This window comes from Streptomyces sp. NRRL F-2580, assembly GCF_000720115.1.
Classification (GTDB): Bacteria; Actinomycetota; Actinomycetes; order Streptomycetales; family Streptomycetaceae; genus Streptomyces.
Map to the genome: position 1 here is coordinate 1 of NZ_JOIR01000025.1, position 25,809 is coordinate 25,809.

Sequence of the window (25,809 nt, forward strand, 5' to 3'; positions counted from 1 at the left end):
GGCGGGGCGGGCGGCGCGGGGGGTGCCGGGGCGACGGGCGGGGCGACGGCGGCGGCTGCGGGAGCCGGCTCCTCGTCCACGGAGACGCCGAAGTCGGTGGCGATGCCGGCGAGGCCGTTCGCGTACCCCTGGCCGACCGCGCGCACCTTCCACACGCCGCCGCGCAGGTAGATCTCGACGACGACGAGCGCGGTCTCGGTGCCCAGCTGCGGCGGGGTGAAGGAGGCGATCACCGCGCCGCCGTCGGCGCCCCGCACGGTGGCCGTGGGCTCGATGCCCTGGAAGGTCTGCCCGGCGGCGTCCGGGCTGGCCGTGACCACGATCCGCTCGATGCCCGGCGGTACCGCGCCGGTGTCCACGGTGATCGAGTCCGGCGCCGCACCCCCGCCGGACCGGTAGCTGACACCGGGGCCGGAGGGCTGGTTGAAGAAGATGAAGTCGGCGTCGGAGCGCACCTTGCCGTCGGCCGTCAGGAGCAGGGCCGATACGTCGAGCCGCACCGGCGCAGCCACGTCCACCGTCACACGGACGGCATTGAGCGGCAGATTGGAACCAGGGGTCATAGCGGTCATGCCGGGAGAACGACCGGAGGGGCTTTGCCGTTCCCTTACCCTCGCGCGAGATTTCAGCGTGGGGTGCAGCCTGCCCCGCCGCGGGCGGGGCAGGCAACGGATCACGGGCGGCGGCCCGGGGCCCCGCCGGGCAGCCCGGCTGGGGCGAGGCCCTGCCCCGGCCGCGGTGCCGGCTTGGCTCAGCCGCCCGTGACCCGGCGCGGGAGCCCCAGCGGGTTCGCCTCGCGCAGCTCCGCCGGAAGGAGCGCGTCCGGTACCGACTGGTAGGCCACCGGCCGGAGCCAGCGCTCGATCGCGGTCCCGCCCACCGAGGTGGAGTGCGAGGTCGCCGCCGGGTAGGGGCCGCCGTGGTGCTGGGCCGGGGCCACCGCCACCCCGGTCGGCCAGCCGTTGACCACGATCCGCCCCGCCAGCCCCGTGACCTGCCCGATCAGCTCGGTGGCCGGGCCCGGCGCGCCCTCCGTCTCGGCGGCCGACAGCTGGAGCGTGGCGCTCAGGTTCCCCGGGAGCCGGCCGAGCACCGCGCCCGCCTCGCCCTGGTCGGCGTACCGCACGACGACGGTGACCGGGCCGAAGCACTCCTCCAGGAGGAGGTCGTACGCCCCGCCCCCGAGCAGGTCCGCGGCGGTCACGGTCAGGTAGCCCGCGCCGACGGTGTGCTCCCCGCCGGAGCCCGGGGTGACGGGCGCGTCGACGCCGGGCAGCCCGGCCCGCTCGCGCACCCCGGAGATGAAGTTGTCGCGCATCCGGTGGTCGAGCAGCACCCCGGGTTCCGTCTCCCCGAGCGCCTTGGTGAGCGCGTCGGTGAGGCGGTCGCCCGCCGCCCCCTCGGGGACCAGCACCAGCCCGGGCTTCACGCAGAACTGGCCGAGGCCGAGGGTGACCGAGCCCGCGAGCCCGGCGCCGATCTCCTCGGCCCGCTCGGCGGCCGCGGCCGGGGTGACCACGACGGGGTTGAGGGAGCCCAGTTCGCCGTGGAAGGGGATCGGCACGGGCCGGGCGGCGGCCGCGTCGAACAGCGCCCGGCCGCCCCGGATGGAACCGGTGAATCCGGCGGCGGCCACCAGCGGATGACGGATCAGCTCCAGGCCGGCGTCGAAGCCGTGGACCACGGTCACCACTTCGGCCGGGAGCCCCGTGGCGACCGCGGCCCGGCGCAGCAGCGAGGCGCACAGCTCGGAGGTGGCCGGGTGGTCGGGGTGCGCCTTGACGACCACCGGGCAGCCGGCGGCCAGCGCGCTCGCGGTGTCCCCGCCGGGGACGGAGAAGGCGAGCGGGAAGTTGGAGGCGGCGTAGACCGCGACCACGCCGAGCGGCACCTTGTAGCGGCGCAGTTCGGGGCGGGGCGGGCTGAGGGAGGGGTCGGCGCGGTCGATCCGGACGTCGAGGTAGGCGCCCTCGTCCACGGCGTCGGCGAAGGCGCGCAGCTGGCCGGTGGTACGGGCCAGTTCGCCGGTGAGCCGGCCCGGGCCGAGCGCGGTCTCGGCGTCGGCGGCCTCGATGACGTGGGCGGCGGCCTCGTCGAGCAGCGTGGCGGCGGCGCGCAGGAAGGCGGCGCGGACGGTGGCGTCGGCGAGCGGGCCGCGGGCCGCATGGGCCGCCCGTACGGCTTCGTCCACCTCCAGGGACGTGGCCTCCACCGCAACCTGCTCGCGCTGCTTCCCGGTGCGGGGGTCCACACTCCAGACTGGTGTCGTTGTCATGGCCCACTGCCTCCTGGATCGTTCAGTATTCTGAACGCGGTTCCGGTGGATGAATGATCACATCTGCTGCGGACTCTATTTCCGCGTCCTCCGCGTGACAAGAGGCGACCAGAGGGGAAGCAGGCGTATGACGACGACCGAGTCGGGGATCCCGGTTGCGGCGGCGCCGGTCAAATCGGCGGTGCGGACCGTCCTGTTGCTGGAGCACTTCGCGGCCCGGCCCGGGCTGCACAGCCTGGCCGACATCCAGCACGACCTCTCCCTGCCGAAGTCCAGCCTGTACATGCTGTTGCGCACGCTCGTGAACCTGGGCTGGGTGGAGACGGACGCGACGGGCACGCGGTACGGCATCGGCGTACGGGCCCTGCTGGTCGGCAGCTCGTACATCGACGGCGACGAGGTGGTCGCGGCGGCCCGGCCCACCCTGGACCGGCTCTCCGACGACACGACGGAGACCATCCACCTGGCGCGGATGGACGGGACGAGCGTGGTGTACCTCGCCACCCGGCAGTCCCAGCACTACCTGCGGCCCTTCACCCGGGTCGGGCGGCGGCTGCCCGTGCACTCGACGGCGCTCGGCAAGGCGCTGCTGGCCACGCACACGGACGATGAGGTGCGCGCCCTGCTGCCCAGGCGGCTGGAGGCCGTCACGGAGCACACCATCACCGACCGCGAGCAGCTCGTCGAGGAGTTGGCGCTGGTGCGGGAGCAGGGGTACGCGCTGGACCGGGAGGAGAACACGCTGGGGCTGCGCTGCTTCGGGGTGGCCGTCCCGTACCGGACGCCGGCGCGGGACGCGGTGAGCTGCTCGGTGCCGGTGGCCCGGCTGACGGCGGCGCACGAACAGGTCATCAAGGCGGCGCTGTTCGAGGCACGGGACCGGCTGTCGGTGGTGACGCGGCGGATGTGAGGCGGCGGGTGTGAGGCGGCGGAGGGTGTGGTTCCTCCCCCGGGTGGGGGAGACGGTTCCCCAATGAGGGGGAGGCGGCGGGGGCGGTAGGCGCGGGACCGTTGGGTCATGAGCACACGAGCCGTTCGGACGGCGTACGCGACGAGGCCGCCGGCCCCCGCCCCGGGGGCCGGGCGGCGGATCCTGGGGGCGGTGGCCATCGCGGCCACCGTGCCGTACCTGGCGCTGAAGACCGCCTGGCTGTCGGGGAGCCGGATCGGGATACCGGACGGCAGCGTGCTGCTGGAGCCCGGGCCGTTCTTCATCGCGGCCAATACCGTCACGCTGGCCATGGACGCGAGCGTCCTCCTGCTCGTCCTGGTGCTCACCAGGCCCTGGGGCATACGGGGGCCCGCCTGGCTGCTGGCCGTCCCGGTCTTCGTGGCCACGGGACTGCTGACCCCGATCGTCGTCGCGTTCCCGGGCCAACTGCTCATACGGGCGCTCGGTTTCGGGGCGGACCCGGCCGTGGTGGCCGCGCGCGAGCCGTTCCTGGACCCCTGGGTGTTCAACGTGGTCTACAGCGGCTTCATGGTCCAAGGGCTCGCCCTGGCCGGGCTGTTCGTGCCCTATGCGCGAGAGCGCTGGGGCCGGCTGTGGCGGGGCGTGACGGGGGCGGGGGTCCACCCGGACGGAGTCCGGGGGAGGCTGCCGTCGTCCACGGGGGTGGTGGCGGCGGCCTCGGCCCCGGCCGGCCTGGCGGTCGCGGCGGTGTACGCGTACTGGGCCTTCGGCGGCACTGCCGGGCTGGCGGCGGAGCGGGCGGCCACCCACTCCGCGGAGACGGGCGTGGTGGCGGCGGTCCATGCGCTGTGCGCGCTCGCCGCCGTGGCGGGGACGCTGCTGCTGGTCCGGGGCGGGGGGCTCCGGGCGCGGTGGCCGCTCGCTCTCGCCTGGGTCGGAGCGGGCGCGACCCTCACCTGGGGTGCCTGGACGCTGCTCGCTTCGCTGGGACCGCAGCTGGACGGTGGTGAAGGGCCGTCCGCCGCAGTCCTGTTGGCCTACGCTGGCCAGATGATCACCGGATCGCTCGCCGCCGTCGTCCTCAGCCGGTTCCTCATATCCCGCGGCGAAGGATGACGCGGGGCGCCCTGAGCCGGCTGCTGGGGGCGCGGGCCCGGCTGCGCTGGGTGCACCAGATCCTCGGCGGGGCGCTGCTGATGCCGTACTTCCTGTTCACCCAGGTCGGGGTGGGCATGGCGGCCGGCGGGGTCAATGTGCTCAGCTCCCTCCCGCTGACCCTGGCCGCTTATGCGGCGGCCCTGCCGCTAGTCGCGGTGACCGCCGTCTTCGGGCTGGTCCGGCCGCTGTCCGTGGCGGCCGTCCGGGCCATGTGCGGGGTGCCGGGGGAGCGGTTGGCGGAAGGGCCGGCGCGGTCCTGGGCCGCGCGGGGGCGGACCTCGGCGTGGTGGACCCTGCACCTCGGGGTCGGCGCGGTGGTCAGCGGGATGACCCTCGCGGTGCCGCCCATGGCGGTGGTGCTGATCACGCTGCCGCTCGTGAGCGGACTGCGGGAGACCGAGCTCGGACTGGGCTGGTTCGGCACCGAGGCCGGTCCGTACGTGGCCCCCCTGCTCGGGATCGGCCTGCTGGCCGGGCTCGTCCTGTGCGCCGCGGGGGCCGGGGCGCTGGTGGCCCGGATGGCGCCCGTACTGCTCGGGCCGACGGCGGCGGACCGGTTGGCCGCCGCCGAGGAGCGGGCCGCCGACCTGGCGGTGCGCAACCGGCTGGCCCGGGAGCTGCACGACGCCGTCGGGCACGCGCTGAGCGCCGTCACCCTCCAGGCGGTCGCCGCCCGGCGGATGCTGGAGCGCGATCCCGGCTTCGTACGGGAGGCGCTGGCCGCGATCGAGGACACCACGCGGCGGACGGTGGGCGAGCTGGACGCCGTACTGGGCCTGCTGCGGGACGGGGACCCCGCCCGGCCGGACGCCGCGCCCGCGCCGACCCTCGCGGTCGACCTCGACGGGCTGCTGGCCCGCACCCGGGCGGCCGGCGTCACCGTCACCGCACACCAGGACACCGGCCCCGGCGGGGACTGGGCAGGGCTTCCGGCGATCGCCTCCCGCGAGGCGTACCGGATCGTCCAGGAGGGCCTCAGCAACGCCCTCCGCCACGGCACCGGCCCGGTGGACCTGCGGATCCGGGTACGGGCCGGCCATGAGAACGGACACCGTGAACTGGAGATCATCATGACCAATGCGCCCGCCGCCCCCGGCGAACGGGAACCCCGCACCACCGGGGGCCGGGGACTGCGCGGCTCCGCGGAACGGGCCGCGCTGCTCGGCGGCAGCGTCGAGGCCGGACCGTACGGGGACCGGTGGCGGCTGCGGGCCGTCCTCCCGCTCGCGGGGGGCGGCCGATGAACCCGCCGAACCCGACGGCCGAGGCGACCGCGTCCGCGCCGGCGGGCCGTCCGCGGCTGCGCATCGTGCTCTGCGACGACGAGCGGATGGTCCGCACCGCGCTGCGGGTCATCCTGGAGGCAGAGCCCGACCTGCAGGTCGTCGGCGAGGCCGCCACCGGCGCCGAAGCGGTCCCGCTGGTCCGCTCCCTGGCCCCGGACGTGGTGCTGATGGACGTCCGGATGCCCGAGATAGACGGGATCCGGGCCACCGAGCAGATCCTCGCCACCATGGCCGAGCCGCCCCGGATCGTGGTCGTCACCACCTTCGAGAACGACGCCCACGTCTACGACGCGCTGCGCGCGGGAGCCGCGGGCTTCCTCCTCAAGCGGGCCGACCCCGACGAGCTGATCGGCGCGGTCCGGCTCGTCGCCCGCGGCGACTCACTGCTCTTCCCCGCCGCGGTGCGCTCCCTCGCGGCCGCCCGCACGGCCGCCGGCGCCCCGCCCGCGACCGCGCCCTGGGTGGCCCGGCTCACCGACCGCGAGGCCGACGTACTGCGCCTGATGGCCACCGGGCTGTCCAACCACGAGATGAGCGAGCGCCTCGGCGTCGGACCGCAGACGGTCAAGACGCACGTCGCGTCGGTCCTCACCAAGACCGGCTCCCGCGACCGCACCCAGGCGGTCATCGCGGCCTACGAGGGGGGCTTCATCATGAAGAAAAGCTGAGAACCCCGCCACAATCGGGGCAGAGCGGAACGGCTGGGGCCACCGAGACGTCCTTCTGGGGGATGAACAAGACGATCAGGCGTGCGTCGGTCTTCTGTCTGCTCCTGGTGCTGGCCCTGCTGGTCCGCGTCACCTGGGTGCAGGCATACCAAGGCCAGGCCCTCGCAGACGACAAGCACAACCGCCGGAACCTCATCGGGCAGTACGAGAACCCGCTGGGCAACATCATCGTGGGCGGGGAGGCGATCACCGGCTCGGTGAAGACGGGCGGCAAGGACTTCGGCTACAAGCGGACGTACGTCGACGGCCCCCTCTACGCGCCGATCACCGGGTACAGCTCCCAGGCCTACGGCACGACCATGCTGGAGGGCATCTACAAGAACGTCCTCAACGGTTCGGACAACCGGCTGAAGACCGTGATGGACATGCTCACCAACAAGCGGGCCGCCCCCGGCAACGTCCTGACCACCATTGACAAGGACGTGCAGAAGGCCGCCTACGACGCGCTCCAGGGCAAGCAGGGCGCGGCGGTCGCCATGGACCCGAAGACCGGCGAGATCCTCGCCGTGGTGAACAACCCCTCCTTCGACCCGGGCAGCATCGCCGGCGCCAACGACAAGGAGGCCTGGGCCGAACTCTCCGCGGACAAGGGCAAGGCCCTGGAGAACGTGGCGCTGCGCAAGCCGCAGGCGCCCGGCTCCACCTTCAAGCTGGTCACCCTCGCCGCGGCCATCGAGAACGGCCTCGTCACCAACCTCGACCAGCAGACCGGCATCGCCGACCCGTACACGATCCCCGGCACCCGCACCCTGCTGCCCAGCGAGGCGGGCTCCGCGGCATGCAACAACGTCTCGGTGCGCACCGCCCTGCGGCTGTCCTGCAACAACGTCTTCGCCGAGCTCGCGTCCAAGCTCGGCCAGGACAAGATGCGCGCGACGGCCGAGAAGCTCGGTTTCAACGTCCAGATCGACACCCCGGTCCGCACGAACCCGCCGAGCAAGTACCCGTCGAAGAAGATGTCGATCGACCAGGTCGCGCAGACGGGTATCGGCCAGTTCGACGTGCAGGCCACGCCGCTCCAGATGGCGATGGTGACGGCCGCGATCGAGAACGGCGGCAGGCTCGTCGCCCCGCACCTGGTCTCCGAGGTCACCGACGGCAACGGCGACGTGCTGGAGAGCTTCAAGGACCCGAAGTCCCAGCAGGTGATGAACGAGAAGACCGCGTCGATGATCCGGGACGCCATGCGCACGGTCGCCACCGAGGGCGGCGGCAAGCCGGCCCAGGTGACGGGCGCCGAGGTGGGCGGCAAGACCGGTACCGCCCAGCGCGGCGTCAACAACAGCCTCGCCCCGCTGGCCTGGTTCACCTCGTACGGCAAGCTGGGCGGCAAGCAGATCGCGGTCGCCGTGGTGATCGAGAACTCGGACACCGACCGCTCCGAGATCGGCGGCGGCAAGCTGGCCGCCCCCATCGCCCAGAAGATGATGGAGGCGTGGCTGAAGAAGTAGCCGCGCCGCGGTCAGGGCCGACGCGCCGGGAACCCAAGGGGTTTCCGGCGCGTTTGCCTTCCCGTGATCAGAGCCGCGGAGCCCGCAGACCTCGACGCCATCGCCGCCCTGCACACCCGGGCCCGGGCCACGTACTACCAGGGCCACATCCCCGAACAGGCCTACGCGGGCGACGCCGAGCTCCAGCGGACCCGCGAGGGCTGGTCCCGGGCCGTCGCCCGTGACCCCGCCGAGGGCGCGGTGCTCTGCGCCGAACAGGACGGCGAGCTCACCGGGGTCGCCGCCTTCCGCACGGAGCACGGCGAGACCACCCTCACCCAGCTCCACGTCGACCCGGTCCACTGGCGCCGCGGCACCGGCGCCGCCCTGCACGCCGCCTGCCTCGACGTCTGGCGCCGCGCCGGAGTCAGCCGGGTCCGCCTCGAGGTCTACGAGCACAACCTCCGCGCCCAGGCCTTCTACGCCGCCCACGGCTGGCGCCCGGACCCGTCCACCTCCCACACGGGCACCCACCGCACCCTCTGGCTCCGGATCGGTCCCCCGCCCGCCGCCGACCCGGTCGAGCGGCCCGCGGACGCTCCGGGTGCGGACAGCGCCCTTCGCGGAGAAGCTTGAAGCGACCGGCATTCCGTAGAGAGGACGCCTCATGTCCATGCTCGACAAGCTCAAAGACCTGATCAAGGGACATCCTGACCAGGCCCGCCAAGGAGTCGAGAAGGCCGGAGACGCCTTCGACACGAGGACCGGGAACAAGTACCAGAGCCAGGTCGACACGGCGCAGCAGAAGCTCAACGAGCAGATCCGCGGCAACGAGCCCCCCGCCCCCGGGGACCCCCGGCCGCCCCAGCGCTGACGACCGGCCTCCGGACCCGCATGCCCACGGGGACTGCGCCCGCTCACCCGGCGGTGCAGTCCCCGCATGCTGCCCGCACGCCTGCTGCCCGCGCGTCCGCTGCCCGCGCCCGCACGCCCGCACCCCTGGCATGTCCGGGGAATGAGACGGAGCCCGGGGTGGTTGAAGGTGAAACCGTTTTGTCCCCCGAACCCGGAGAGAAGAAGGATCATGCGCGTCGAGATCTGGACCGACATCGCCTGTCCCTGGTGCTACGTAGGCAAGGCCCGTTTCACGAAGGGACTCGCCGAGTTCGCGCACCGCGACGAGGTGGAGGTCGTGTTCCGGTCCTTCGAGCTCGACCCGGGCAGTGCCAAGGGGGTCACCGCTCCCGTCGTGGAGATGCTCGCCAAGAAGTACGGCCGCACCCTCGACGAGGCGCGCGGCATGGAGGAGCACGTCGCCGCCAGCGCCCGCGCCGAAGGGCTCGACTACCGGACCGAGGGCCGCGACCACGGCAACACCTTCGACGTCCACCGCCTGCTGCACCTGGCCGCCGCCCGGGGCCGGCAGGAGGAGCTGCTCGACCTCGCCTACCGGGCCAACTTCGCCGAGGAGCGCTCCGTCTTCGACCCCGAGACGCTGGTCGTGCTCGCCGTCGAGGCCGGGCTCGACGAGGCCGAGGCCCGCGCCGTGCTCGCCGACGACTCCGCCTACGCCGCCGAGGTCCGCGCCGATGAGCGCGAGGCCGCCGAGCTGGGTGCGAACGCCGTGCCGTTCTTCGTCCTCGACCGCCGCTACGGGATCTCCGGCGGGCAGCCGGCCGAGGTGTTCACCCGGGCCTTGGAGCAGGCGTGGGCGGGGCGGGAGGTCGAGGAGCCGGCCGCCGGGGCCGAGGCGTGTGAGCCCGACGGGGCGTGCGCGGTCCCGCAGGCATAAGGATCACTTGGGGTAGGCGCAGGAAACCTGGCAATAGACTTTGGGTCGTTCCTGGCGCAGAGTTGAAGGCATGGATCTTCCGATCGCCGAAGCGACCCGTGCCGAGTTCGCCCACTCCACCGCCTACCTCAACACCGCCACCTGCGGGGTCCTCCCGCGTTCCGCCGTCGCGGCCGTACGTGAGCTGGCCGAGGCGGCGGGGGCCGCAGTCCCCGCCGGATTCGGTGACTTCGACCGCGTGAACCGGGTCCGGGCCGCCTTCGCCCGCCTGGTCGGGGTGGACGTCGAGCGGGTGGCCGTCGGCTCGGCCGTGGCCACCCACGTCGGCCTCGTCGCGGCCTCGCTCCCGCCGGGCGCCGAAGTCCTGTGCCCGGAGGGCGACTTCGCCTCCGTGATCAACCCCTTCGTGGTGCGCGGCGACCTCAAGGTCCGCTTCGCGCCGCTGGAGTCCCTCGCCGAGGCCGTCGGCCCGGACACCGCCCTGGTCTCACTGAGCGCCGTCCAGTCCGCGGACGGGCGGATGGCCGACCTGTCCGCGGTGCGCGCGGCGACGGCGGCGTACGGGGTCCGGATGCTCGTGGACGCCACCCAGGCGGCGGGCTGGCTCCCCTTCGACGCGTCGCCGTACGAGTACACGGTCACCGCCGGCTACAAGTGGCTGCTCGGCGCCCGCGGGGTCTCGTACCTGACCGTCTCGCAGGAGGCCCAGCACACCTTGATCCCGCTGCACGCCGGATGGGTGGCGGCGGAGTCGATGTGGGACGCCACCTACGGACCGATGCCTCAACTGGCCGGTGGGGCGCGCCGGTTCGACGAGTCCCCGGCCTTCCTCGCCTACCACGCGGCCGAGCCCTCGCTGGCCCTGCTGGAGCGGATCGGCATCGAGGCCGTCCACGCCCACGACACCGCCCTCGCCGCCCGCTACCGGGCCGGGCTCGCCCGCCTCGGCCACGAGCCCGTGCCCGGCGGGGCCGCCATCGTCTCGGTGCCGGGCCTCGCCGACCGGCAGCCCGCCCTCCAGGCGGCCGGCGTCGCCACGTCCGCCCGCGCGGGCGCCCTGCGGGCCTCGTTCCACCTCTACACCACCGAGGCGGACGTGGACCGGCTGCTGGACGCCCTCTCCGCGCCCTGACGTGACCGGGGGCCCGGTCGTGCCCGCAGGGCGCGCACGTACAGTGCCGCCATGAGCGATGTGCTGCACGTGAAGGGGCGGGTGCTGGTCGGGCCCGACGAGGTCCGCGACGAGCTCTGGGTGGTCGGCGGGCGGGTCTCGTACGAGCGCCCGCCCGGGGCCCGCGAGGTCACCACGGTGACCGGCTGGGCACTGCCGGGGCTGGTCGACGCGCACTGTCACGTGGGACTGGACTCCCACGGCCCGGTCGACGCCGCGACCGCCGAGCGCCAGGCCCTCACCGACCGGGACGCCGGCACCCTCCTCATCCGCGACGCCGGATCGCCCTCCGACACCCGCTGGATCGACGACCGCGAGGACCTGCCGAAGATCATCCGAGCCGGCCGGCACATCGCGCGCACCCGCCGCTACATCCGCAACTACGCGCACGAGATCGAGCCGGCCGACCTGGTCGCGTACGTGGGCCGCGAGGCGCTGCGCGGCGACGGCTGGGTGAAGCTGGTCGGCGACTGGATCGACCGCGACGCCGGGGACCTGGCCGCCTGCTGGCCGCGCGCCGAGGTCGAGGCGGCCATCGCCGAGGCGCACCGGCTGGGCGCCCGCGTCACCGCGCACTGCTTCGCGGAGGACTCGCTGCGCGACCTGGTCGAGGCGGGCATCGACTGCGTCGAGCACGCCACCGGCCTCACCGAGGACACCATCCCGCTGTTCGCGGAGCGCGGGGTCGCGATCGTCCCGACCCTGGTGAACATCGCGACGTTCCCGAAGATGGCGGCGGGCGGCGAGGCGAAGTTCCCCCGCTGGTCGGCGCACATGCGGCGGCTCCACGAGCGCCGGTACGACACCGTACGGGCCGCCTACGACGCGGGCATCCCGGTCTACGTCGGCACCGACGCCGGCGGTTCCCTGCCGCACGGCCTGGTCGCGGCGGAGGTGGAGGAGCTGGTGAAGGCCGGGATCCCGCCGCTGGACGCCCTCTCGGCCACGACCTGGGCGGCGCGCGAGTGGCTCGGCAGGCCCGGTCTCACGGAGGGGGCGCCGGCGGACCTCGTGGTCTACGGCGCCGACCCGCGGGCGGACGTGCGCGCGCTGGCGCAGCCGTCGCGGGTCGTCGTGAACGGCGAGGTCAGGGCCTGAGCCGTGCGTCGGCGCCCTGTTGACGGCGCGTGACATCGGAGCCCCGTCGGTCGTTGGAGACGGCCGCACGGACCGGCCGTCCGTGAAAGGAGGGAACTCGCGTTCCTCCTGAGGTGCGGCAAATCGAATACATGCATGGAAACCACCCTTTGGAGTGAACTCACGTCGGGTTGCCGCCCGTTCACTCAGAGTGCGTAAAGATTCCGGGGTCGAGGCCGTCGGCGCGCGCAATGTCTCCCATTGGCGGCGCGACGGCACCCATCTCCCCGGGGGTTCCACCACCTTGAACAGCAACACCTTCCGCATGCCCGCGGCCGTCCTGCTCGCCACGGGAGCGGTGGCCCTCCTCACCGCCCCGCCCGCCCTCGCCACGGGAGGAGGCGGAGCCGGGGCGGGCGGCGAGGGCAAGGCCGGCGCCGTCGTCCTGCGCGCGGGACTCGACGTGGGCCTGCTCAACAAGACCGTGCACGTTCCGATGAAGGCGACCCTCAACGAGGTCAGCGCCCCGGCGACGGCCGAGAAGACGGCGCTGACGGTCACCCTCGACGGGGTCGAGGGGAACAAGCCGGTCAGCGTCCTGCGCGCCGACGTGGCCACGTCCAAGGCGACCGCGGACAAGAACCGGGCGGAGGCCGAGGCGAACCTCGCCAAGGCCTCGGTGCACGTGCCCGGGCTGCCCCTGCTCTCCCTCATCGAGGTGGAGAAGGTCACCTCCAAGGCCGTCTGCGAGGCGGGCAAGAAGCCAGTGGCCAGCGCGAACGTCCTCGGGAAGGTGACGGCGCTCGGCAAGAAGGTCACCCTGTCGGCGGGCGGCCCGACCACGCTGGAGGTCCCGGGCGTGGGCGTGGTCACCCTGGAGCTGTCCGGGACGCAGACCACCTCCACCACGGCCGCCGCGGCCGCGTTGCGCCTGAAGGTCTCGGTGAACCCGCTGAACCTGAACGTGGCCCAGGTGGACGGCGAGATCGTGCTCGCCGAGGCGCACTGCGAGACCCCGACGGGCCAGGCGCCCTCGTCGGCCCCGCCGGCGGCGGACCCGGACGTCAAGCCCCAGACCGGGACGGGCACCGGCTCCGGCATCGCCCCGGGTGTCACCGCCGACGCCAACCTGGCCGAGACCGGCGGCGGTTCACTGACCCCCTACGTCGCGGGCGGGGCGCTGTTCCTGCTCGGCATCGGCGGGGTCGCGCTCCTGGTGACCCGACGGGGCAGGGCCTCGTAGGACCGCGTCCGGACCCACCCGGGCCGCTCGGACCACCCGGCCGCCGCCCCCGAGGAGCACACGGAGGGGAGTGCTCAGCGGGGGCGTGCTCCACGGCGTGCGTGCTCGACGGCGGGCCTGCTCCACGGCGGGCGGGCTCGACGGTGGGCGTGCCGCTCAGTGGGTGGCGTGCTCCAGCCCCTGCCCGCCCGCGCCGCGCGACATCACGGCCTCGGTGACCTGCTGGTCGATCCGGGCGTACTCGCTCCGCTTCGCGGCGGGCAGGGAGGTGTCGGAGGCCGCGCAGGAGGCGCAGACGACACGGAACGGCGGCCCCATGTCCGAGTACTGCGTGAGGTATTCGGCCTTCACCACCTCCCAGCGGCCGGGGTGGGCCGCCGCCGGGGCGAAGGTGAACCGGGGGACCGAGGACTGGTTGCCGCGCAGTTTGTCGGCCGGTACGAAGCTGGCGACCTGGTCGCCCATCCCGAAGACCACCCAAGTGCCGTTGATCTTCTCGTAGGGCTGCGGCACGTGGTTGTGCGTGCCGATGATCAGATCGATGTCGGGGAGGCCGTCGGCCGAGCGGGAGGCGGTCAGCGCCTGCGCCAGTTCCTCCTGCTGCTCGTCCGGCGCCGTCTGCCACTCGGTGCCCCAGTGGACGCTGACCACCACCACGTTCGCTCCGCCGGCCCGGGCGGCGCGGGCGTCGGCGAGGATCCGGTCCTTGTCGATCAGGTTCACGGCCCACGGCTTGTCCTGGGGGAGCGGGATGCCGTTCGTGCCGTACGTGTACGAGAGCTGGGCGACCTGCGCGCCGCCGGCCGTGAGCCGGGCCGGGGCCTTGGCCTCCTCCGCGCTGCGGGCCGAGCCGACGTGCGGGATGCCGACCCGGTCGAGGTGTTCCAGGGTGCGGGCGAGACCTTCGTAGCCGTCGTCCAGGGTGTGGTTCGAGGCGGTGGAACAGCCGTCGTACCCGGCGTCCTTGAGGGCGTCCGCCAGCTGGTGCGGGGCCTTGAAGGTGGGATAGCCCGTGTAGGGGCCGCCGGGGCGCCCGTACGGTATCTCGTGGTGGCATATCGCCAGGTCGGCGGCGGAGACCAGAGGTTTGACCCCGGCGAGTATCTTCCGGAAGTCGTATTCCCCGGCCTTGCCGGCGTCGTCCGCCGACCGCTGGACGATCGAGGGGTACGGGATGATGTCGCCGGTCGCCACCAGGGTGAAGGGCCCGTGCCCCGGTCCGGTGGGCGCGGGGGACGCGGCGCTCGGCGCCGGTACGGGCTCGCCCCGCAGCCGCTGCTCGGGCGCCGTCGCCCTGCCGCCGTGGTCGAGGAGCCGCGGCGCGGCGAGGACCCCGCCGCCGATCACCACCAGCCCCGCCAGGCCGACCCCTATCCGCCCCGCCACCTTCATGGACCGCCCCCGTTCTCCGCCTGTCCCGCCATCGTAGGCGCGGCCCACCCCTCCGGCCCGGCGCCGGCCCGGCCCCGGTTCAACGCGCGGCGAGCGCCAGGGCGTGGTCCAGGGCCTGGAGCAGCCGGCCCGTCGTCACCCGGTCCCGGACCGCCAGCCGCAGCCAGGAGCGGTCCAGCCCCGGGAAGGTGTCCCCGCGGCGGACGGCGAAGCCGAGGGCGCGCAACCGGGTGCGGACCTCCGCGGCCCCCGCCACCTGGATCAGCACGAACGGCCCCTCCGCCACTCCCACGACCGTCACCTCGTCGAACTCCGCGAGCCCGGCCAGCAGATGAGCCCGGTCCACCGCGATCCGCCGCGCCGCCTCCTCCGCCTCGGCCAGCGCCGCCGGAGCCACACAGGCCTCGGCCGCCACCAAGGCCGGGGTCGACACCGGCCACAGCGGCTGCGCGGCCGCCAGTTTCGCGATCACCTCCGGCTCGGCCAGCACGTAACCGATCCGCAGTCCCGCCAGCCCCCAGGTCTTCGTCAGGCTCCGCAGCACCACCAGCCCCGGCAGGTCCATCCGTCCGGCCAGGGCCTCCCGCTCGCCCGGGACGGCGTCCATGAACGCCTCGTCCACCACCAGGATCCGGCCCGGCCGGGCCAGCGCGGCCAGCGTCGCCGCCGGGTGCAGGACGGACGTCGGGTTGGTCGGATTGCCGATCACCACCAGGTCCGCGTCCTCGGGCACCGCCGCCGGGTCCAGCCGGAACCCGTCCGCCGCCCGCAGCACCACCCGCTCCACCCGGTGCCCCGCGTCCCGCAGGGCCGCCTCCGGCTCGGTGAACTGCGGATGCACCACCACCGGCCGTACGGCGCCCAGCGCCCGCGCGATCAGGACGAAGGCCTCCGCGGCGCCCGCCGTCAGCAGCACCCGCTCGACCGGCAGCCCGTGCCGGGCCGCCACGGCCGCGCGGGCCGCCCGGCCGTCGGGGTAGGCGGCGAGGTCCCCGAGGGAGGCGGCGATCCGCTCCTTGAGCCAGGCCGGCGGGGTGTCGGCCCGTACGTTGACCGCCAGGTCCACCAGCGTGGAGCCGGCGTCGGCCACCTCGGCGTCCCCGTGGTGGCGCAGGTCGTGCGCGTGTGCCGTGGCCACCGCGCACGTGGCCGCCACCGACCGCCGCTTGGGCACCAGGAGTTCCCCGCCCGCCGCGAGGGCCGCGGCCTCCGCCACCGAAGGGGTCCCGGCGGCGCCGCGCGCCGTGTCCGAGGGATGCGGCACGTCGATCGCGGCCAGCTGTTCGGCGGGATGGCCGACGAGGGGTACGCCGAAACGTTCCGCCGCGCCCGCGATCCCCGCCTCGTCCACCTTCGACTCCACCGTGGCCAGGGCCGTCACCGCCTCCGCGGTCAGCCCGGCCCCCCGTAGCGTCTCCTCGATCAGGGCGCAGACCTCCGCGACGGACACCCCCGCGCGTCCGCCGACCCCGACCACCAGACGGGTCGTGTAATCGCCCACCGGGAGTCCTCCCTCCGTAGTCATCGTCACCCTCACCCTCACCGGCACATCACCCGCACATCACCGCACCCGTACGTCACGGGCAGCGGTACGTCGTCAACACTCCGATGCCCGCTACCCGCGCGCGGAAGTGCGCGCGGGGCGCGGAGTCTGTATTCAGGGGCACATGGCCGTGATCGTGGCGCTGGGCGCGTTCCTGATGACCCTGGCGGGCGGATGGGCGGCGCAGCGCGTCACCGACCGCCGCCACCTCGTGCTGGGCCTGGCCGGCGGGCTGATGCTCGGAGTCGTCGGCCTCGACCTGCTCCCGGAGTCCCTCCACGCGGCGGGCGACGAGGTGTTCGGCGTCCCGCTCGCCCTGCTCCTCTTCGTGGGCGGATTCCTGGTCGCCCACGTCGTGGAGCGGCTCCTGGCGGTCCGCCAGGCCGCGCACGGCGCCGAGGACGGCGCCCGCGTCCCGCAGGTCGGGCTCACCGCGGCCGCGGCGATGGTCGGCCACAGCCTCGCCGACGGCGTGGCCCTGGGCGCCGCGTTCCAGGTCGGCGGCGGGATGGGCGTGGCGGTGGCGCTGGCGGTCATCACCCACGACTTCGCCGACGGGTTCAACACGTACACGCTCACCCGCCTCTACGGGAACGACCGCCGCAAGGCCCTGATGATGCTCTTCGCGGACGCCGTCGCCCCGGTCGTCGGCGCGGCGTCCACTTTGCTGTTCACCCTTCCGGAGGAACCTCTCGGCGCGTACCTCGGGTTCTTCGGCGGCGTCCTGCTCTACCTCGCGGCCGCCGAGATCCTGCCCGAGGCCCACCACAGGCACCCCGCCCTGTCCACGCTGATGTGCACGGTGGGCGGGGTGGCCGGGATCTGGCTCGTGGTGGGCATCGCGGACTGATCTCACGGCCGGGCCGCCGCCGCTGCGACGAAGCGGAGCGCGACGGACGGCTCCGCCGCCCAGTGCGTGTGCAGGTAGCTGGCGTGCACGCCCTGCTGTACGAAGCCCTCGACCCGGCGTTCGGGGTGCGTGAACCCCCAAGCCGGCGCGGCCCCGGCGCCCGGCTCGATCACCGTCCGGTGGAACTCGTGCCCGCGCAGCCGGGTGCCGTTGGCGGCGAGCGCGCTGTCCGACACCGCGACCGCCTCGCGGTAGCCGAGGGTGAGCCGGTCCGACATCCGGGCGTCGGCGTCGAGCACGCCGCACATGGGCTTGCCGTCCAGCGACCGCGCGAGGTACAGCAGCCCGGCGCACTCGGCGGCCACCGGGCCGCCCGCCTCGGCGAAGCGGGCCACGGCCTCGCGGAGCGGTTCGTTGGCGGACAGCTCCGGCGCGTACACCTCGGGGAAGCCGCCGCCGATCACCAGGCCGGTGGTTCCGGCGGGGAGCGCCTCGTCCCGGAGCGGGTCGAAGGTGACGACGTCCGCCCCGGCCGCGGTGAGGAGCTCCGCGTGCTCGGCGTAGGAGAACGTGAACGCGGCCCCGCCCGCGACGGCGACGACCGGCCGTTTGAGGTCCGCGGGTGCGGCGCCGTCGCTGGGGCTCCGCCCCGGACCCCGCGCCTCAAACGCCGGCGAGGCTGAATTGGGAGACCACGCCTCGCAGGCCAGTGACGGGGCCGTGCGGGCCAGGGCCATCAGGGCGTCCAGGTCGCAGCCCGCCCTGACCTGCTCGGCCAGCGCCGCCACCGCGGCCAGCGCATCCGCGCGGCGCTCCGCCACCGGCACCAGGCCCAGGTGGCGCGAGGGCGTGGCCACCTGCGGAGCCCGCCGCAGGACGCCGAGCACCGGCATCCCCGCTTCCTCCAAGGCCTCCCGCAGCATCACCTCGTGCCGGTCGGAGCCGACCTTGTTCAGGATCACGCCCCCCAGCCGCACCTGAGGGTCGAACGACGCGAATCCGTGGACGAGCGCCGCCACCGACCGCGACTGCGAGGAGGCGTCGACCACCAGCACCACCGGCGCCCGCAGCAACTTCGCGACCTGCGCCGTCGACGCCAGTTCGCCCCGGCCCGCCGCCCCGTCGTAGAGCCCCATCACGCCCTCGACCACGGCGAGGTCGCACCCGGCCGCCGCGTGCGCGAACAGCGGGGCGACCAGCTCCGGCCCGCACATGAAGGCGTCGAGGTTGCGCCCCGGCCGGCTGGTGGCCAGCGCGTGGTAGCCCGGGTCGATGTAGTCGGGCCCGGCCTTGTGCGGGGACACGGCGAGGCCGCGCTCCGAGAAGGCCGCCATCAGGCCCGTGGCGACGGTGGTCTTGCCGCTGCCCGACGAGGGCGCGGCGATGACCAGCCGGGGAACGTTGAACGAGGTCACCACTCGATGCCCTTCTGGCCCTTCTGGCCGGTGTCCATCGGGTGCTTGACCTTGGTCATCTCGGTGACGAGGTCCGCGAACTCCACCAGCTTCTCCGGCGCGTTGCGGCCCGTGATCACCACGTGCTGGGTACCGGGACGGTCGCGCAGCACCTCGATGACCTCGTCGACGTCGATCCAGCCCCAGTGCATCGGGTACGCGAACTCGTCCAGCACGTACAGCTTGTGCGTTTCGGCGGCCAGATCGCGCTTGACCTGCTCCCAGCCCTCCTTGGCCGCCTGCTCGTTGTCGAGCTGCGCGTCCCGCTGGACCCAGGACCAGCCCTCGCCCATCTTGTGCCAGGCGACCGCGCCGCCCTCGCCGGAGGCGCCGAGCACCTTGAGCGCGTTCTCCTCGCCGACCTTCCACTTCGCCGACTTGACGAACTGGAACACCCCGATCGACCAGCCCTGGTTCCAGGCGCGCAGCGCCAGCCCGAAGGCCGCCGTCGACTTGCCCTTGCCGGGGCCCGTGTGCACGAAGACGAGCGGGCGGTTGCGGCGCTGACGCGTGGTGAGTCCGTCGTCCGGAACGACGGACGGCTGTCCCTGAGGCATTACGCGGCCCTCCTGTTGCTGTCGGATGTCACTGCGGTACGTACGTTCTTCACGAGCCCGGCCAGCGAGTCGGCCCGCAGCCCGTCCAGCGTGACGGCGGGTCCGCCGAGGTCGGCGGCCAGTACGCCGGCCAGCCCCAGCCGGACGGGTCCCGACTCGCAGTCCACGACCACCGAGGCGACGCCCCCGGCCTGCAGCAGCCGCGCGCTGCGTCCCGCCAGCTCCCGCGGGGTGCTGTCCGTCCGGCCCGCGGCGGTGCCGGCCGAGGTGGCCCGGCCGTCGGTGACGACGACGAGCAGCGGCCGGCGCGAGGGGTCCCTGAGCCGTTCGATCCGCAGCACCTCGTGGGCCTTCAGCAGCCCGGCGGCCAGCGGGGTGCGGCCGCCCGTCGGCAGCTGCTCCAGTCGGGCCGCGGCCGCGTCCACCGAGGAGGTCGGGGGCAGCGCCAGCTCGGCCGTGGCCCCCCGGAAGGTGATCAGGCCGACCTTGTCCCGGCGCTGGTACGCGTCCAGGAGCAGCGACAGCACGGCGCCCTTGACCGCGCTCATGCGCTGCCGGGCGGCCATGGAGCCGGAGGCGTCGACGAGGAAGAGGACGAGGTTGCCCTCGCGGCCTTCCCGCGTGGCCTGACGCAGGTCGTCCTTGCGGATGACCAGGCCGCGCCCGTCCCGGCCGCGGGCCCTCTGGTGCGGGGCGGCCGCGTGCACGGTGGCCATCAGGTGCAGCTTCGTCAGGTGGCCGCGGGGGCGCTGGGCGCCGGTGGTCCGGCCGTGGGCGGTGCGGGCGCGCGAACGCCGTCCGGCCGCGCCCTCGCCGAGCCCCGGCACGCTGAGCATCTTGGTCCGGAACGGCTCGGCGGCCCGTACGGCGGCCTGCTCGGGCCCGCCGGCCTCCTGGGCGGAGGGCTGCGGGGACTCGGGGGCGTCCGACGGGGTCTCGCCCGGGGCCTCGGTGGGTCCGCCGGTGTCGGTGGAATCCGCCGGGGCGTCCGAGCCCTGGGGGCCGCCGCTCTGCGGGGGCACCCCGCCACCGCCGTCGGGGCCACCGCCGTTGTCGTCCGGGCCCTCGGAATCCGGATCGGCGTCCGGGTCCGGGTTCTGGTCGGGTTCCGGGTCCGGCTCGGGCTCCTCGTCGGGGAACTGGTCCAGGATCCGGTCGAGCATGTCCTCGTCGAGCCCGGGCGCGTCGAAGGGATTGCGGCGCCGCCGGTGGGGGAGCGCCAGCAGCGCCGCCTGCCGTACGTCCTCCTTCCGTACGGAGGTCCGCCCGGCCCAGGCGGCCAGCGCGGTCGCGGTGCGCGCCATCACGATGTCGGCCCGCATGCCGTCGACCTCGAAACCGGCGCAGGTCGCCGCGATCTGCAGCAGCGCCGTGTCCCCGAGCACGACCTGCGGGAGCAGTGCCCGCGCGGCCACCACCCGGGCGCGGACCTCGTTCTCGTCCCCGGCCCAGCGGCCGGCGAAGCCCGCGGGATCGTCCTCGTACGCGAGCCGGCGGCGCACCACCTCCACCCGCTGGGCGGGCTCGCGGGAGGCGGCGACCTCGACCGTCAGCCCGAACCGGTCGAGCAGCTGCGGGCGCAGCTCGCCCTCCTCGGGGTTCATCGTGCCGACGAGCAGGAAGCGGGCCGCGTGCCGGACGGAGACGCCCTCGCGCTCGACGTACGAGGCGCCCATGGCGGCGGCGTCCAGCAGCAGGTCGATCAGGTGGTCGTGGAGGAGGTTGACCTCGTCGACGTAGAGGATCCCGCGGTGGGCGTCGGCGAGCAGGCCGGGCTCGAAGGCCTTCACCCCCTCGGCGAGAGCCCGTTCGATGTCGAGGGCGCCGACCAGGCGGTCCTCGGAGGCGCCGACGGGCAGCTCGACCATGCGGGCCGGGCGGGCGCTGCCGGGGCCGGGCTCGTGCGGGCCGTCGGGGCAGGCCGGGTCGGGCGCGGCCGGCGCGCACGAGAACCGGCAGCCGGGCACGACGTCGACCTGCGGCAGCAGGGTCGACAGCGCGCGCACGGCGGTGGACTTGGCGGTCCCCTTCTCGCCGCGCACGAGCACACCACCGACCGCCGGGCTCACGGCGTTGAGCAGGAGCGCCAGCCGCAGGTCGGCTTGGCCGACCACTGCGGTGAACGGATAGGGCGTGCTCATGCGTTGCTCACTCCTTGGAAGGTCGTGTGGACCGTTGCCGTGTGCGGCGCCGTTGCCGGGGCTCCGCCCCGGACCCCGCGCCTCGAACGCCGGCGGGGCTGTATTTCAGAGCGTCGGGGAGAGCCCCGCAGGGCTCGGCCCGTCACGGGGCGCCCGGGGGGAGGAAGGGCAGGCCCGTGGGCGCACCGGACTCGATCAGCTTCAGCAGCGCACGCGTATCGGCGTGTTCCTCGATCAGGTCGCCCAGCAGGTCCAGCTGTTCCTCGCGGAGGGAGGCGAACGAGGTGTCCGGGGCGGGGACGAACCGGCGCCCCGCGGCCGCCGCCACCTCACGGAGGAACGCCCGGCGGAAGCCGTCCGACTCCAGCGAGCCGTGCCAGTGGGTTCCCCACACCGACCCGACCCGGCAGCCGTCCAGGAAGGGCTCCCCGCCGAGGACCTCGGCCACCCCGTGGTGGATCTCGTACCCCTCGACAGGCTCCCCGAGCGCCGAGCCCACCGGCCGCGCCAGGGTCTTCTCCCGTTCGAAGCGGACGCGTACGGGCAGCAGCCCGAGGCCGTCGACCTCCCCCGCCCGCGATTCGACCTCGTCCGAGATCCGCTCGCCCAGCACCTGGAACCCGCCGCAGATGCCGAGCACCGGCCGCCCCTCCGCGGCCCGCCGCAGCAGCGCGTCCGCGAGCCCGCGCTCGCGCAGCCAGGCCAGGGCCTTCACCGTGCCCCGGGTGCCGGGTACGACGACCAGGTCCGCGTCGGCCAGTTCCTCGGCCCGGTCCACGAACCGCACCACGACCCCGGGCTCCGCCGCGAGCGCGTCGACGTCCGTGAAGTTCGACATCAGCGGCACCGCGCACACCGCGACCCGCAGCACGTCCTCGCCGACGGGCGGCGCCACCACGGACTCGCGCACCGCACCGCGCAGGGACACCCGCAGGCCGTCCTCCTCGTCGATGCCCAGCCCGTGCCGGAAGGGCAGCACCCCGTACGTGGCCCGTCCGGTCAGGCCGCGCAGCATCTCCATGCCCGGCTCCAGCAGTGACACGTCGCCGCGGAACTTGTTCACCATGTAGCCGGAGATCAGCGACTGGTCCTCCGGCGACAGCAGCGCCGTCGTCCCGAAGAAGGACGCGAAGACCCCGCCCCGGTCGATGTCCCCGACCACGACCACCGGGAACCGCGCGGCCCGCGCGACGCCCATGTTCACGATGTCCGTCCGGCGCAGGTTGATCTCGGCCGGACTTCCCGCCCCCTCGCAGATCACGGCGTCATACGTGCCCCGCAGCTGCTCCAGGCAGTCCGTGACGATGCCGAGCAGCTGTTCCTGCCGGCCCCCGTGGTAGCCACGGGCGCTCATCTCGCCCACCGGCTTGCCCAGCAGCACCACCTGGCTGCTGCGGTCGCTCCCGGGCTTGAGCAGCACCGGGTTCATCAGCGCGGTCGGCTCCACGCGGGCCGCCTGGGCCTGCATCGCCTGGGCGCGCCCGATCTCGGCGCCCTCCCGCGTGACGAAGGAGTTCAGCGACATGTTCTGCGCCTTGAACGGCGCCACCTTCACGCCCTGGCGGGCCAGCCAGCGGCAGATGCCCGCCGTGACCACGCTCTTGCCGGCGTCCGACGTGGTACCGGCGACCAGGAGTCCGCCGCCGAGCTTCGCGCCGCTCATCGACGTCCCTTCCTCTTCCTGCCGGAGACCAGCGTCCGCGCGGCCACACAGGCCCCGAGCGCCAGCCAGGTCACCTGTCGCGACAGCCGTACCGCCCGCTCGATGTCCGCGACCTCCACCGACCGGCCGGCCCCGCCGTTCAGCACCGCCCGGTGCTCGACGCGGCCGCCGTACGCCAGGGTGCCGCCCAGGCGTACGCCGAGCGCTCCCGCGAAGGAGGCCTCGACGGGCCCGGCGTTCGGGCTCGGGTGCGCGGCGGCGTCCGCACGCCAGGCGCGTACGGCTCCCCGCCGGTCGGGACCGGCCAGTACGGCGGCGGCGGCCGTCAGCCGGGCCCCCGGCCAGCCGGCCAGGTCGTCGAGCCGGGCGGAGGCCCAGCCGTAGCGCAGGTAGCGGGGGGACTTGTGGCCGACCATCGCGTCCAGGGTGTTCACGGCGCGGAAGGCCAGCAAGCCGGGGACGCCGCCGACAGCACCCCACACCAGGGCCCCGACCACCGCGTCGGAGGTGTTCTCCGCGACCGACTCCACGACGGCGCGGGCCATCTGCTGCCCGTCCAGGGACTGCGGGTCGCGCCCGCACAGGTGCGGGAGACGCTCCCGGGCCACCTCGGTGTCCCCGGCGGCGAGCGCCCCGCCGATGGCGCGGGCCTCCCGGCCCAGCGAGGTACCGCCGACGACGGCCCAGGTGGCGGCGGCGGTCAGGGCGATACGGGCGGCAGCGGGCCGGGAGCGCACGGCGCGGGCGCCCAGCGCGCCGACGGCGGCCGCGCCTCCGGCGCACACCAGCGTGTGCAGGAGGCCGCGGGCGCGGTCGTCGCGCCACAGGGCTCGTTCGACGGCGGCGGCGGCCCGTCCGAAGGCGGCCACGGGGTGCCCTCGGCGGGGATCACCGAGGATCCGGTCGCCGATCAGGCCCGCCGTGACGCCGTACGCGAAGACGCGATCGGCACGCATGGTGGCAGGTATGTCCTCACTCAGGGTCCGCGCCCTGGTTCGACGTGTCCGGCGGCGAGAGTTCCTGGCTCCCGGGGCGCACGCGCGGCGTGAGCTCCCCGGTGACAGTGGCGGGACCGCGCCGGATTCGCACCGGACTTCCTCTCCATGCCGCCGTATTGGCTCGGGCAGTCCACCACGCACCGAGAAGGCCCGTCAACTCGCCGTTGACCTGCGGCGCGGTACGGGTGCGGGATGCAAAAAGCTCCCTCCGGGACAAACCCGGAGGGAGCCTTCACGCCTGATCGGCCGCGGGGCGGATGATCAGGCGACGATCAGGTAGATCCCGTAGCCCACGGCCGCGGCGATGACCGCGAAGCAGGCGTACGCGCCGCTGCGGGCGAGGGTGGCGGTGCCGCCCTGCTCGGTGGCGGTCTCGTGCTTGGACAGGCCCACCAGGCCCAGGGTGAAGAGGGCCACGAGGGCGACGGTGGCGAAGAGGCTGACCCCGAAGACGGAGCCGAGCGCTTCCCAGTCGATCTTCATACTGCCGCTTTCTGAATGTCCGGGTCTCTGTCTGTCTCGGTCAGACCGCGGCGGCCGGAGCCGCCGGGGTCTGCGTCGCGGCGGGGATGGTGGCCTTGAGGTCCTCGTCCGTGACCGCGGCGATGGTGCCGGCGGCGGCGACGGTCGGCGGGACGGTGACCGCGGCGATCGCCGTGGTGACGACACCCGGTTCCTCGGCGCGGGCGGTCTCCACGTCGTTGACGTTGTTGTGGTCGACGACCTGGCGGCGCGAGATGAACCAGATGGCCAGGCAGGAGCCGATCAGGAAGAGCGTGACCGCGGCGATGCCGACGTCACCGATGCGCATGACCAGCTCGGCACCGGCCGAGACCAGCGCGGCGGCCGGCAGGGTCAGGCCCCAGGCGACGAACATGCGGGTCGCGGTGGACCAGCGGACCACACCGCCCTTGCGGCCCAGGCCCGCACCCATGACCGCGCCGGAGCACGAGTGGGTGGTGGAGAGCGAGAAGCCCAGGTTCGAGGAGGCGAGGATGACGGACGCGGCCGAGGTCTGGGCGGCGAAGCCCTGCTGCGGGTGCAGGTCGGTCAGGCCGCTGCCCATGGTGCGGATGATGCGCCAGCCGCCCAGGTAGGTGCCCATCGCGATGGCCATGCCGGCGGAGACGATGACCCAGACCGGCGGGTTCGCGTCGGGTGCGATCGCGCCGCCGGCGATGAGCGCCAGGGTGATGATGCCCATCGTCTTCTGCGCGTCGTTGGTGCCGTGCGCGAGGGAGACGAGACCGGCCGAGGCGATCTGACCGGCGCGGTATCCCTTGGCGGAGGTCTTCTCGCCGACCTTGTCGCCCAGCTTGTAGGTGAGCTTGGCCGCCAGGAACGCGGCGGTGCCGGCCACCAGCGGAGCGGCGACAGCGGGGATGAGCACCTTGGTGACGACGACGCTGCCGTTGACCGCGCCGATGCCGGCGGAGGCGACCGCGGCGCCGATCAGGCCGCCCATCAGGGCGTGCGAGGAGCTGGAGGGCAGTCCGACCAGCCAGGTGACGAGGTTCCAGAGGATCGCGCCGACCAGGGCGGCGAAGATCACCTCTGGCTGGATGCCCTCTTCGTTGACGAGCCCCTTGGAGATCGTCTTGGCGACCTCCACGGACATGAACGCGCCGACGAGGTTGAGCACGGCGGACATGGCCACCGCCGTCTTGGGCTTGAGGGCGCCGGTCGAGATGGTGGTGGCCATCGCGTTGGCCGTGTCGTGGAAACCGTTCGTGAAGTCGAACACGAGAGCGGTAATGATCACGATCCCGAGGAGAAGCGTTATGTGCTCCATTTACCCAGGCTTCTGTTTGACGTCAGTGGCTCGGCGACCGTAGGCAACCTGGATGAACGGAAGGTGAACTGGCTCGGGCGGAGCGGTGTACTGGCCCGGGGTGCGATCGGGATATTCGTCCTGATTCTGACGTAGATAGCTCGATAAATGCACGTCAAAGCCGGGTGAATGCACCCCTCCGGACCGCGGCGGAGGGGTAGGGGACCCCCTGCCCGGACCCAGGAAAGAGACCTAGATCACTGTGCCCGCGGCGCTCCCGCGGCGAACGGCGGAGCGATCTCTTCCGATGAGCCGTCGGTGGCGCTCCGGTGTGTTCCGGTGGCCCTCCGCACGCCCCGCCGGGACA

At 74.0% G+C, this 25,809-nt stretch carries 22 protein-coding genes, 1 pseudogene and 1 riboswitch; of the genes and pseudogenes, 12 read left to right on the forward strand and 11 right to left on the reverse strand.

The genetic code is table 11. From position 1 onward, the window contains the following. Both IF88_RS0125245 and IF88_RS0125250 read right to left on the reverse strand, forming a co-directional pair. Positions 1 to 572 (reverse strand): TerD family protein (locus tag IF88_RS0125245; protein ID WP_199808131.1); only part of this gene is annotated, 572 nt, incomplete at its 3' end. Between the two features lie 179 nt (positions 573 to 751). After that, positions 752 to 2,275, reverse strand: coding sequence for an aldehyde dehydrogenase (NADP(+)) (locus tag IF88_RS0125250; RefSeq protein ID WP_030716856.1), 1,524 nt, complete (start codon positions 2,273 to 2,275; stop codon positions 752 to 754). A gap of 127 nt (positions 2,276 to 2,402) precedes the next feature. On the opposite strand from IF88_RS0125250, the gene IF88_RS0125255 reads away from it, so the two are divergent. From IF88_RS0125255 to IF88_RS0125305, 11 genes are all read left to right on the forward strand, one after another. Continuing rightward, the gene (locus IF88_RS0125255) at positions 2,403 to 3,185 is read left to right on the forward strand and encodes an IclR family transcriptional regulator (protein ID WP_030716858.1); all 783 of its coding nucleotides are present in this window, start codon (positions 2,403 to 2,405) and stop codon (positions 3,183 to 3,185) included. Between the two features lie 108 nt (positions 3,186 to 3,293). Then, positions 3,294 to 4,304 carry a hypothetical protein gene (locus IF88_RS0125260; protein ID WP_030716861.1) on the forward strand — a complete coding sequence of 337 codons (1,011 nt, stop codon included), beginning with the start codon at positions 3,294 to 3,296 and terminating at the stop codon, positions 4,302 to 4,304. Beyond that, on the forward strand, positions 4,301 to 5,590 hold the full coding sequence (locus tag IF88_RS0125265; protein WP_030716863.1) for a sensor histidine kinase: 1,290 nt from the start codon (positions 4,301 to 4,303) through the stop codon (positions 5,588 to 5,590). Before IF88_RS0125260 ends, IF88_RS0125265 begins: the two co-directional genes overlap by 4 nt. Further along, positions 5,587 to 6,300 carry a response regulator transcription factor gene (locus tag IF88_RS0125270; protein ID WP_078893131.1) on the forward strand — a complete coding sequence of 238 codons (714 nt, stop codon included), beginning with the start codon at positions 5,587 to 5,589 and terminating at the stop codon, positions 6,298 to 6,300. The genes IF88_RS0125265 and IF88_RS0125270 overlap by 4 nt, the downstream gene beginning before the upstream one ends. 62 nt (positions 6,301 to 6,362) lie before the next feature. Beyond that, positions 6,363 to 7,811, forward strand: coding sequence for a peptidoglycan D,D-transpeptidase FtsI family protein (locus IF88_RS0125275; protein WP_030716869.1), 1,449 nt, complete (start codon positions 6,363 to 6,365; stop codon positions 7,809 to 7,811). Between the two features lie 63 nt (positions 7,812 to 7,874). Then, positions 7,875 to 8,426: a GNAT family N-acetyltransferase gene (locus IF88_RS0125280; protein WP_051837528.1), complete on the forward strand. Its 552-nt coding sequence runs from the start codon at positions 7,875 to 7,877 to the stop codon at positions 8,424 to 8,426. 31 nt (positions 8,427 to 8,457) lie between these two features. Further along, a complete protein-coding gene (locus IF88_RS0125285; RefSeq protein ID WP_030716877.1) occupies positions 8,458 to 8,664 on the forward strand; it encodes an antitoxin in 207 nt (68 codons plus the stop codon). A 210-nt stretch (positions 8,665 to 8,874) separates the two neighbouring features. Then, entirely contained in the window at positions 8,875 to 9,582 is a 708-nt protein-coding gene (locus tag IF88_RS0125290) for a DsbA family oxidoreductase (RefSeq protein WP_030716880.1), read from the forward strand. A gap of 70 nt (positions 9,583 to 9,652) precedes the next feature. Continuing rightward, entirely contained in the window at positions 9,653 to 10,714 is a 1,062-nt protein-coding gene (locus IF88_RS0125295) for an aminotransferase class V-fold PLP-dependent enzyme (protein WP_030716882.1), read from the forward strand. A 51-nt stretch (positions 10,715 to 10,765) separates the two neighbouring features. Beyond that, the gene (locus tag IF88_RS0125300) at positions 10,766 to 11,851 is read left to right on the forward strand and encodes an amidohydrolase family protein (RefSeq protein ID WP_030716884.1); all 1,086 of its coding nucleotides are present in this window, start codon (positions 10,766 to 10,768) and stop codon (positions 11,849 to 11,851) included. A gap of 283 nt (positions 11,852 to 12,134) precedes the next feature. Beyond that, on the forward strand, positions 12,135 to 13,073 hold the full coding sequence (locus IF88_RS0125305; protein ID WP_030716885.1) for an SCO1860 family LAETG-anchored protein: 939 nt from the start codon (positions 12,135 to 12,137) through the stop codon (positions 13,071 to 13,073). Positions 13,074 to 13,229: 156 nt separating this feature from the next. Here IF88_RS0125305 and IF88_RS0125310 read toward each other — a convergent pair whose 3' ends face one another. Then, positions 13,230 to 14,465: a CapA family protein gene (locus tag IF88_RS0125310; RefSeq protein ID WP_051837529.1), complete on the reverse strand. Its 1,236-nt coding sequence runs from the start codon at positions 14,463 to 14,465 to the stop codon at positions 13,230 to 13,232. A gap of 79 nt (positions 14,466 to 14,544) precedes the next feature. Then, complete coding sequence (gene cobC / locus IF88_RS0125315; RefSeq protein ID WP_078893132.1) at positions 14,545 to 15,990, reverse strand: Rv2231c family pyridoxal phosphate-dependent protein CobC; 1,446 nt, start codon at positions 15,988 to 15,990, stop codon at positions 14,545 to 14,547. A 142-nt stretch (positions 15,991 to 16,132) separates the two neighbouring features. On the opposite strand from cobC, the gene IF88_RS0125320 reads away from it, so the two are divergent. Next, positions 16,133 to 16,858 (forward strand): ZIP family metal transporter, encoded by a 726-nt coding sequence (locus IF88_RS0125320; RefSeq protein ID WP_030716891.1) that lies wholly within the window; start codon positions 16,133 to 16,135, stop codon positions 16,856 to 16,858. Positions 16,859 to 16,860: 2 nt separating this feature from the next. Here the strand turns inward: IF88_RS0125320 and IF88_RS0125325 are convergent, their stop codons facing one another. From IF88_RS0125325 to IF88_RS0125355, 7 genes and pseudogenes are all read right to left on the reverse strand, one after another. Beyond that, positions 16,861 to 18,276: a cobyrinate a,c-diamide synthase gene (locus tag IF88_RS0125325; protein ID WP_030716894.1), complete on the reverse strand. Its 1,416-nt coding sequence runs from the start codon at positions 18,274 to 18,276 to the stop codon at positions 16,861 to 16,863. Next, positions 18,270 to 18,869 carry a cob(I)yrinic acid a,c-diamide adenosyltransferase gene (gene cobO / locus IF88_RS0125330; RefSeq protein ID WP_030716897.1) on the reverse strand — a complete coding sequence of 200 codons (600 nt, stop codon included), beginning with the start codon at positions 18,867 to 18,869 and terminating at the stop codon, positions 18,270 to 18,272. The genes IF88_RS0125325 and cobO overlap by 7 nt, the downstream gene beginning before the upstream one ends. After that, positions 18,869 to 21,010 carry a putative cobaltochelatase gene (locus IF88_RS0125335; RefSeq protein WP_030716899.1) on the reverse strand — a complete coding sequence of 714 codons (2,142 nt, stop codon included), beginning with the start codon at positions 21,008 to 21,010 and terminating at the stop codon, positions 18,869 to 18,871. The genes cobO and IF88_RS0125335 overlap by 1 nt, the downstream gene beginning before the upstream one ends. Positions 21,011 to 21,155: 145 nt before the next feature. Beyond that, a pseudogene (locus IF88_RS0125340) lies at positions 21,156 to 22,673 on the reverse strand (cobyric acid synthase); the annotation flags it as partial. Next, on the reverse strand, positions 22,670 to 23,629 hold the full coding sequence (locus IF88_RS0125345) for a cobalamin biosynthesis protein (protein WP_030716905.1): 960 nt from the start codon (positions 23,627 to 23,629) through the stop codon (positions 22,670 to 22,672). The gene IF88_RS0125345 and the pseudogene IF88_RS0125340, both read right to left, overlap by 4 nt. 58 nt (positions 23,630 to 23,687) lie before the next feature. Next, a riboswitch (cobalamin riboswitch) is annotated at positions 23,688 to 23,774 on the reverse strand. A gap of 158 nt (positions 23,775 to 23,932) precedes the next feature. Next, on the reverse strand, positions 23,933 to 24,154 hold the full coding sequence (locus IF88_RS0125350; RefSeq protein WP_030012731.1) for a hypothetical protein: 222 nt from the start codon (positions 24,152 to 24,154) through the stop codon (positions 23,933 to 23,935). 40 nt (positions 24,155 to 24,194) lie between these two features. Further along, complete coding sequence (locus IF88_RS0125355) at positions 24,195 to 25,463, reverse strand: inorganic phosphate transporter (protein ID WP_030716907.1); 1,269 nt, start codon at positions 25,461 to 25,463, stop codon at positions 24,195 to 24,197. Positions 25,464 to 25,809: the final 346 nt, after the last annotated feature.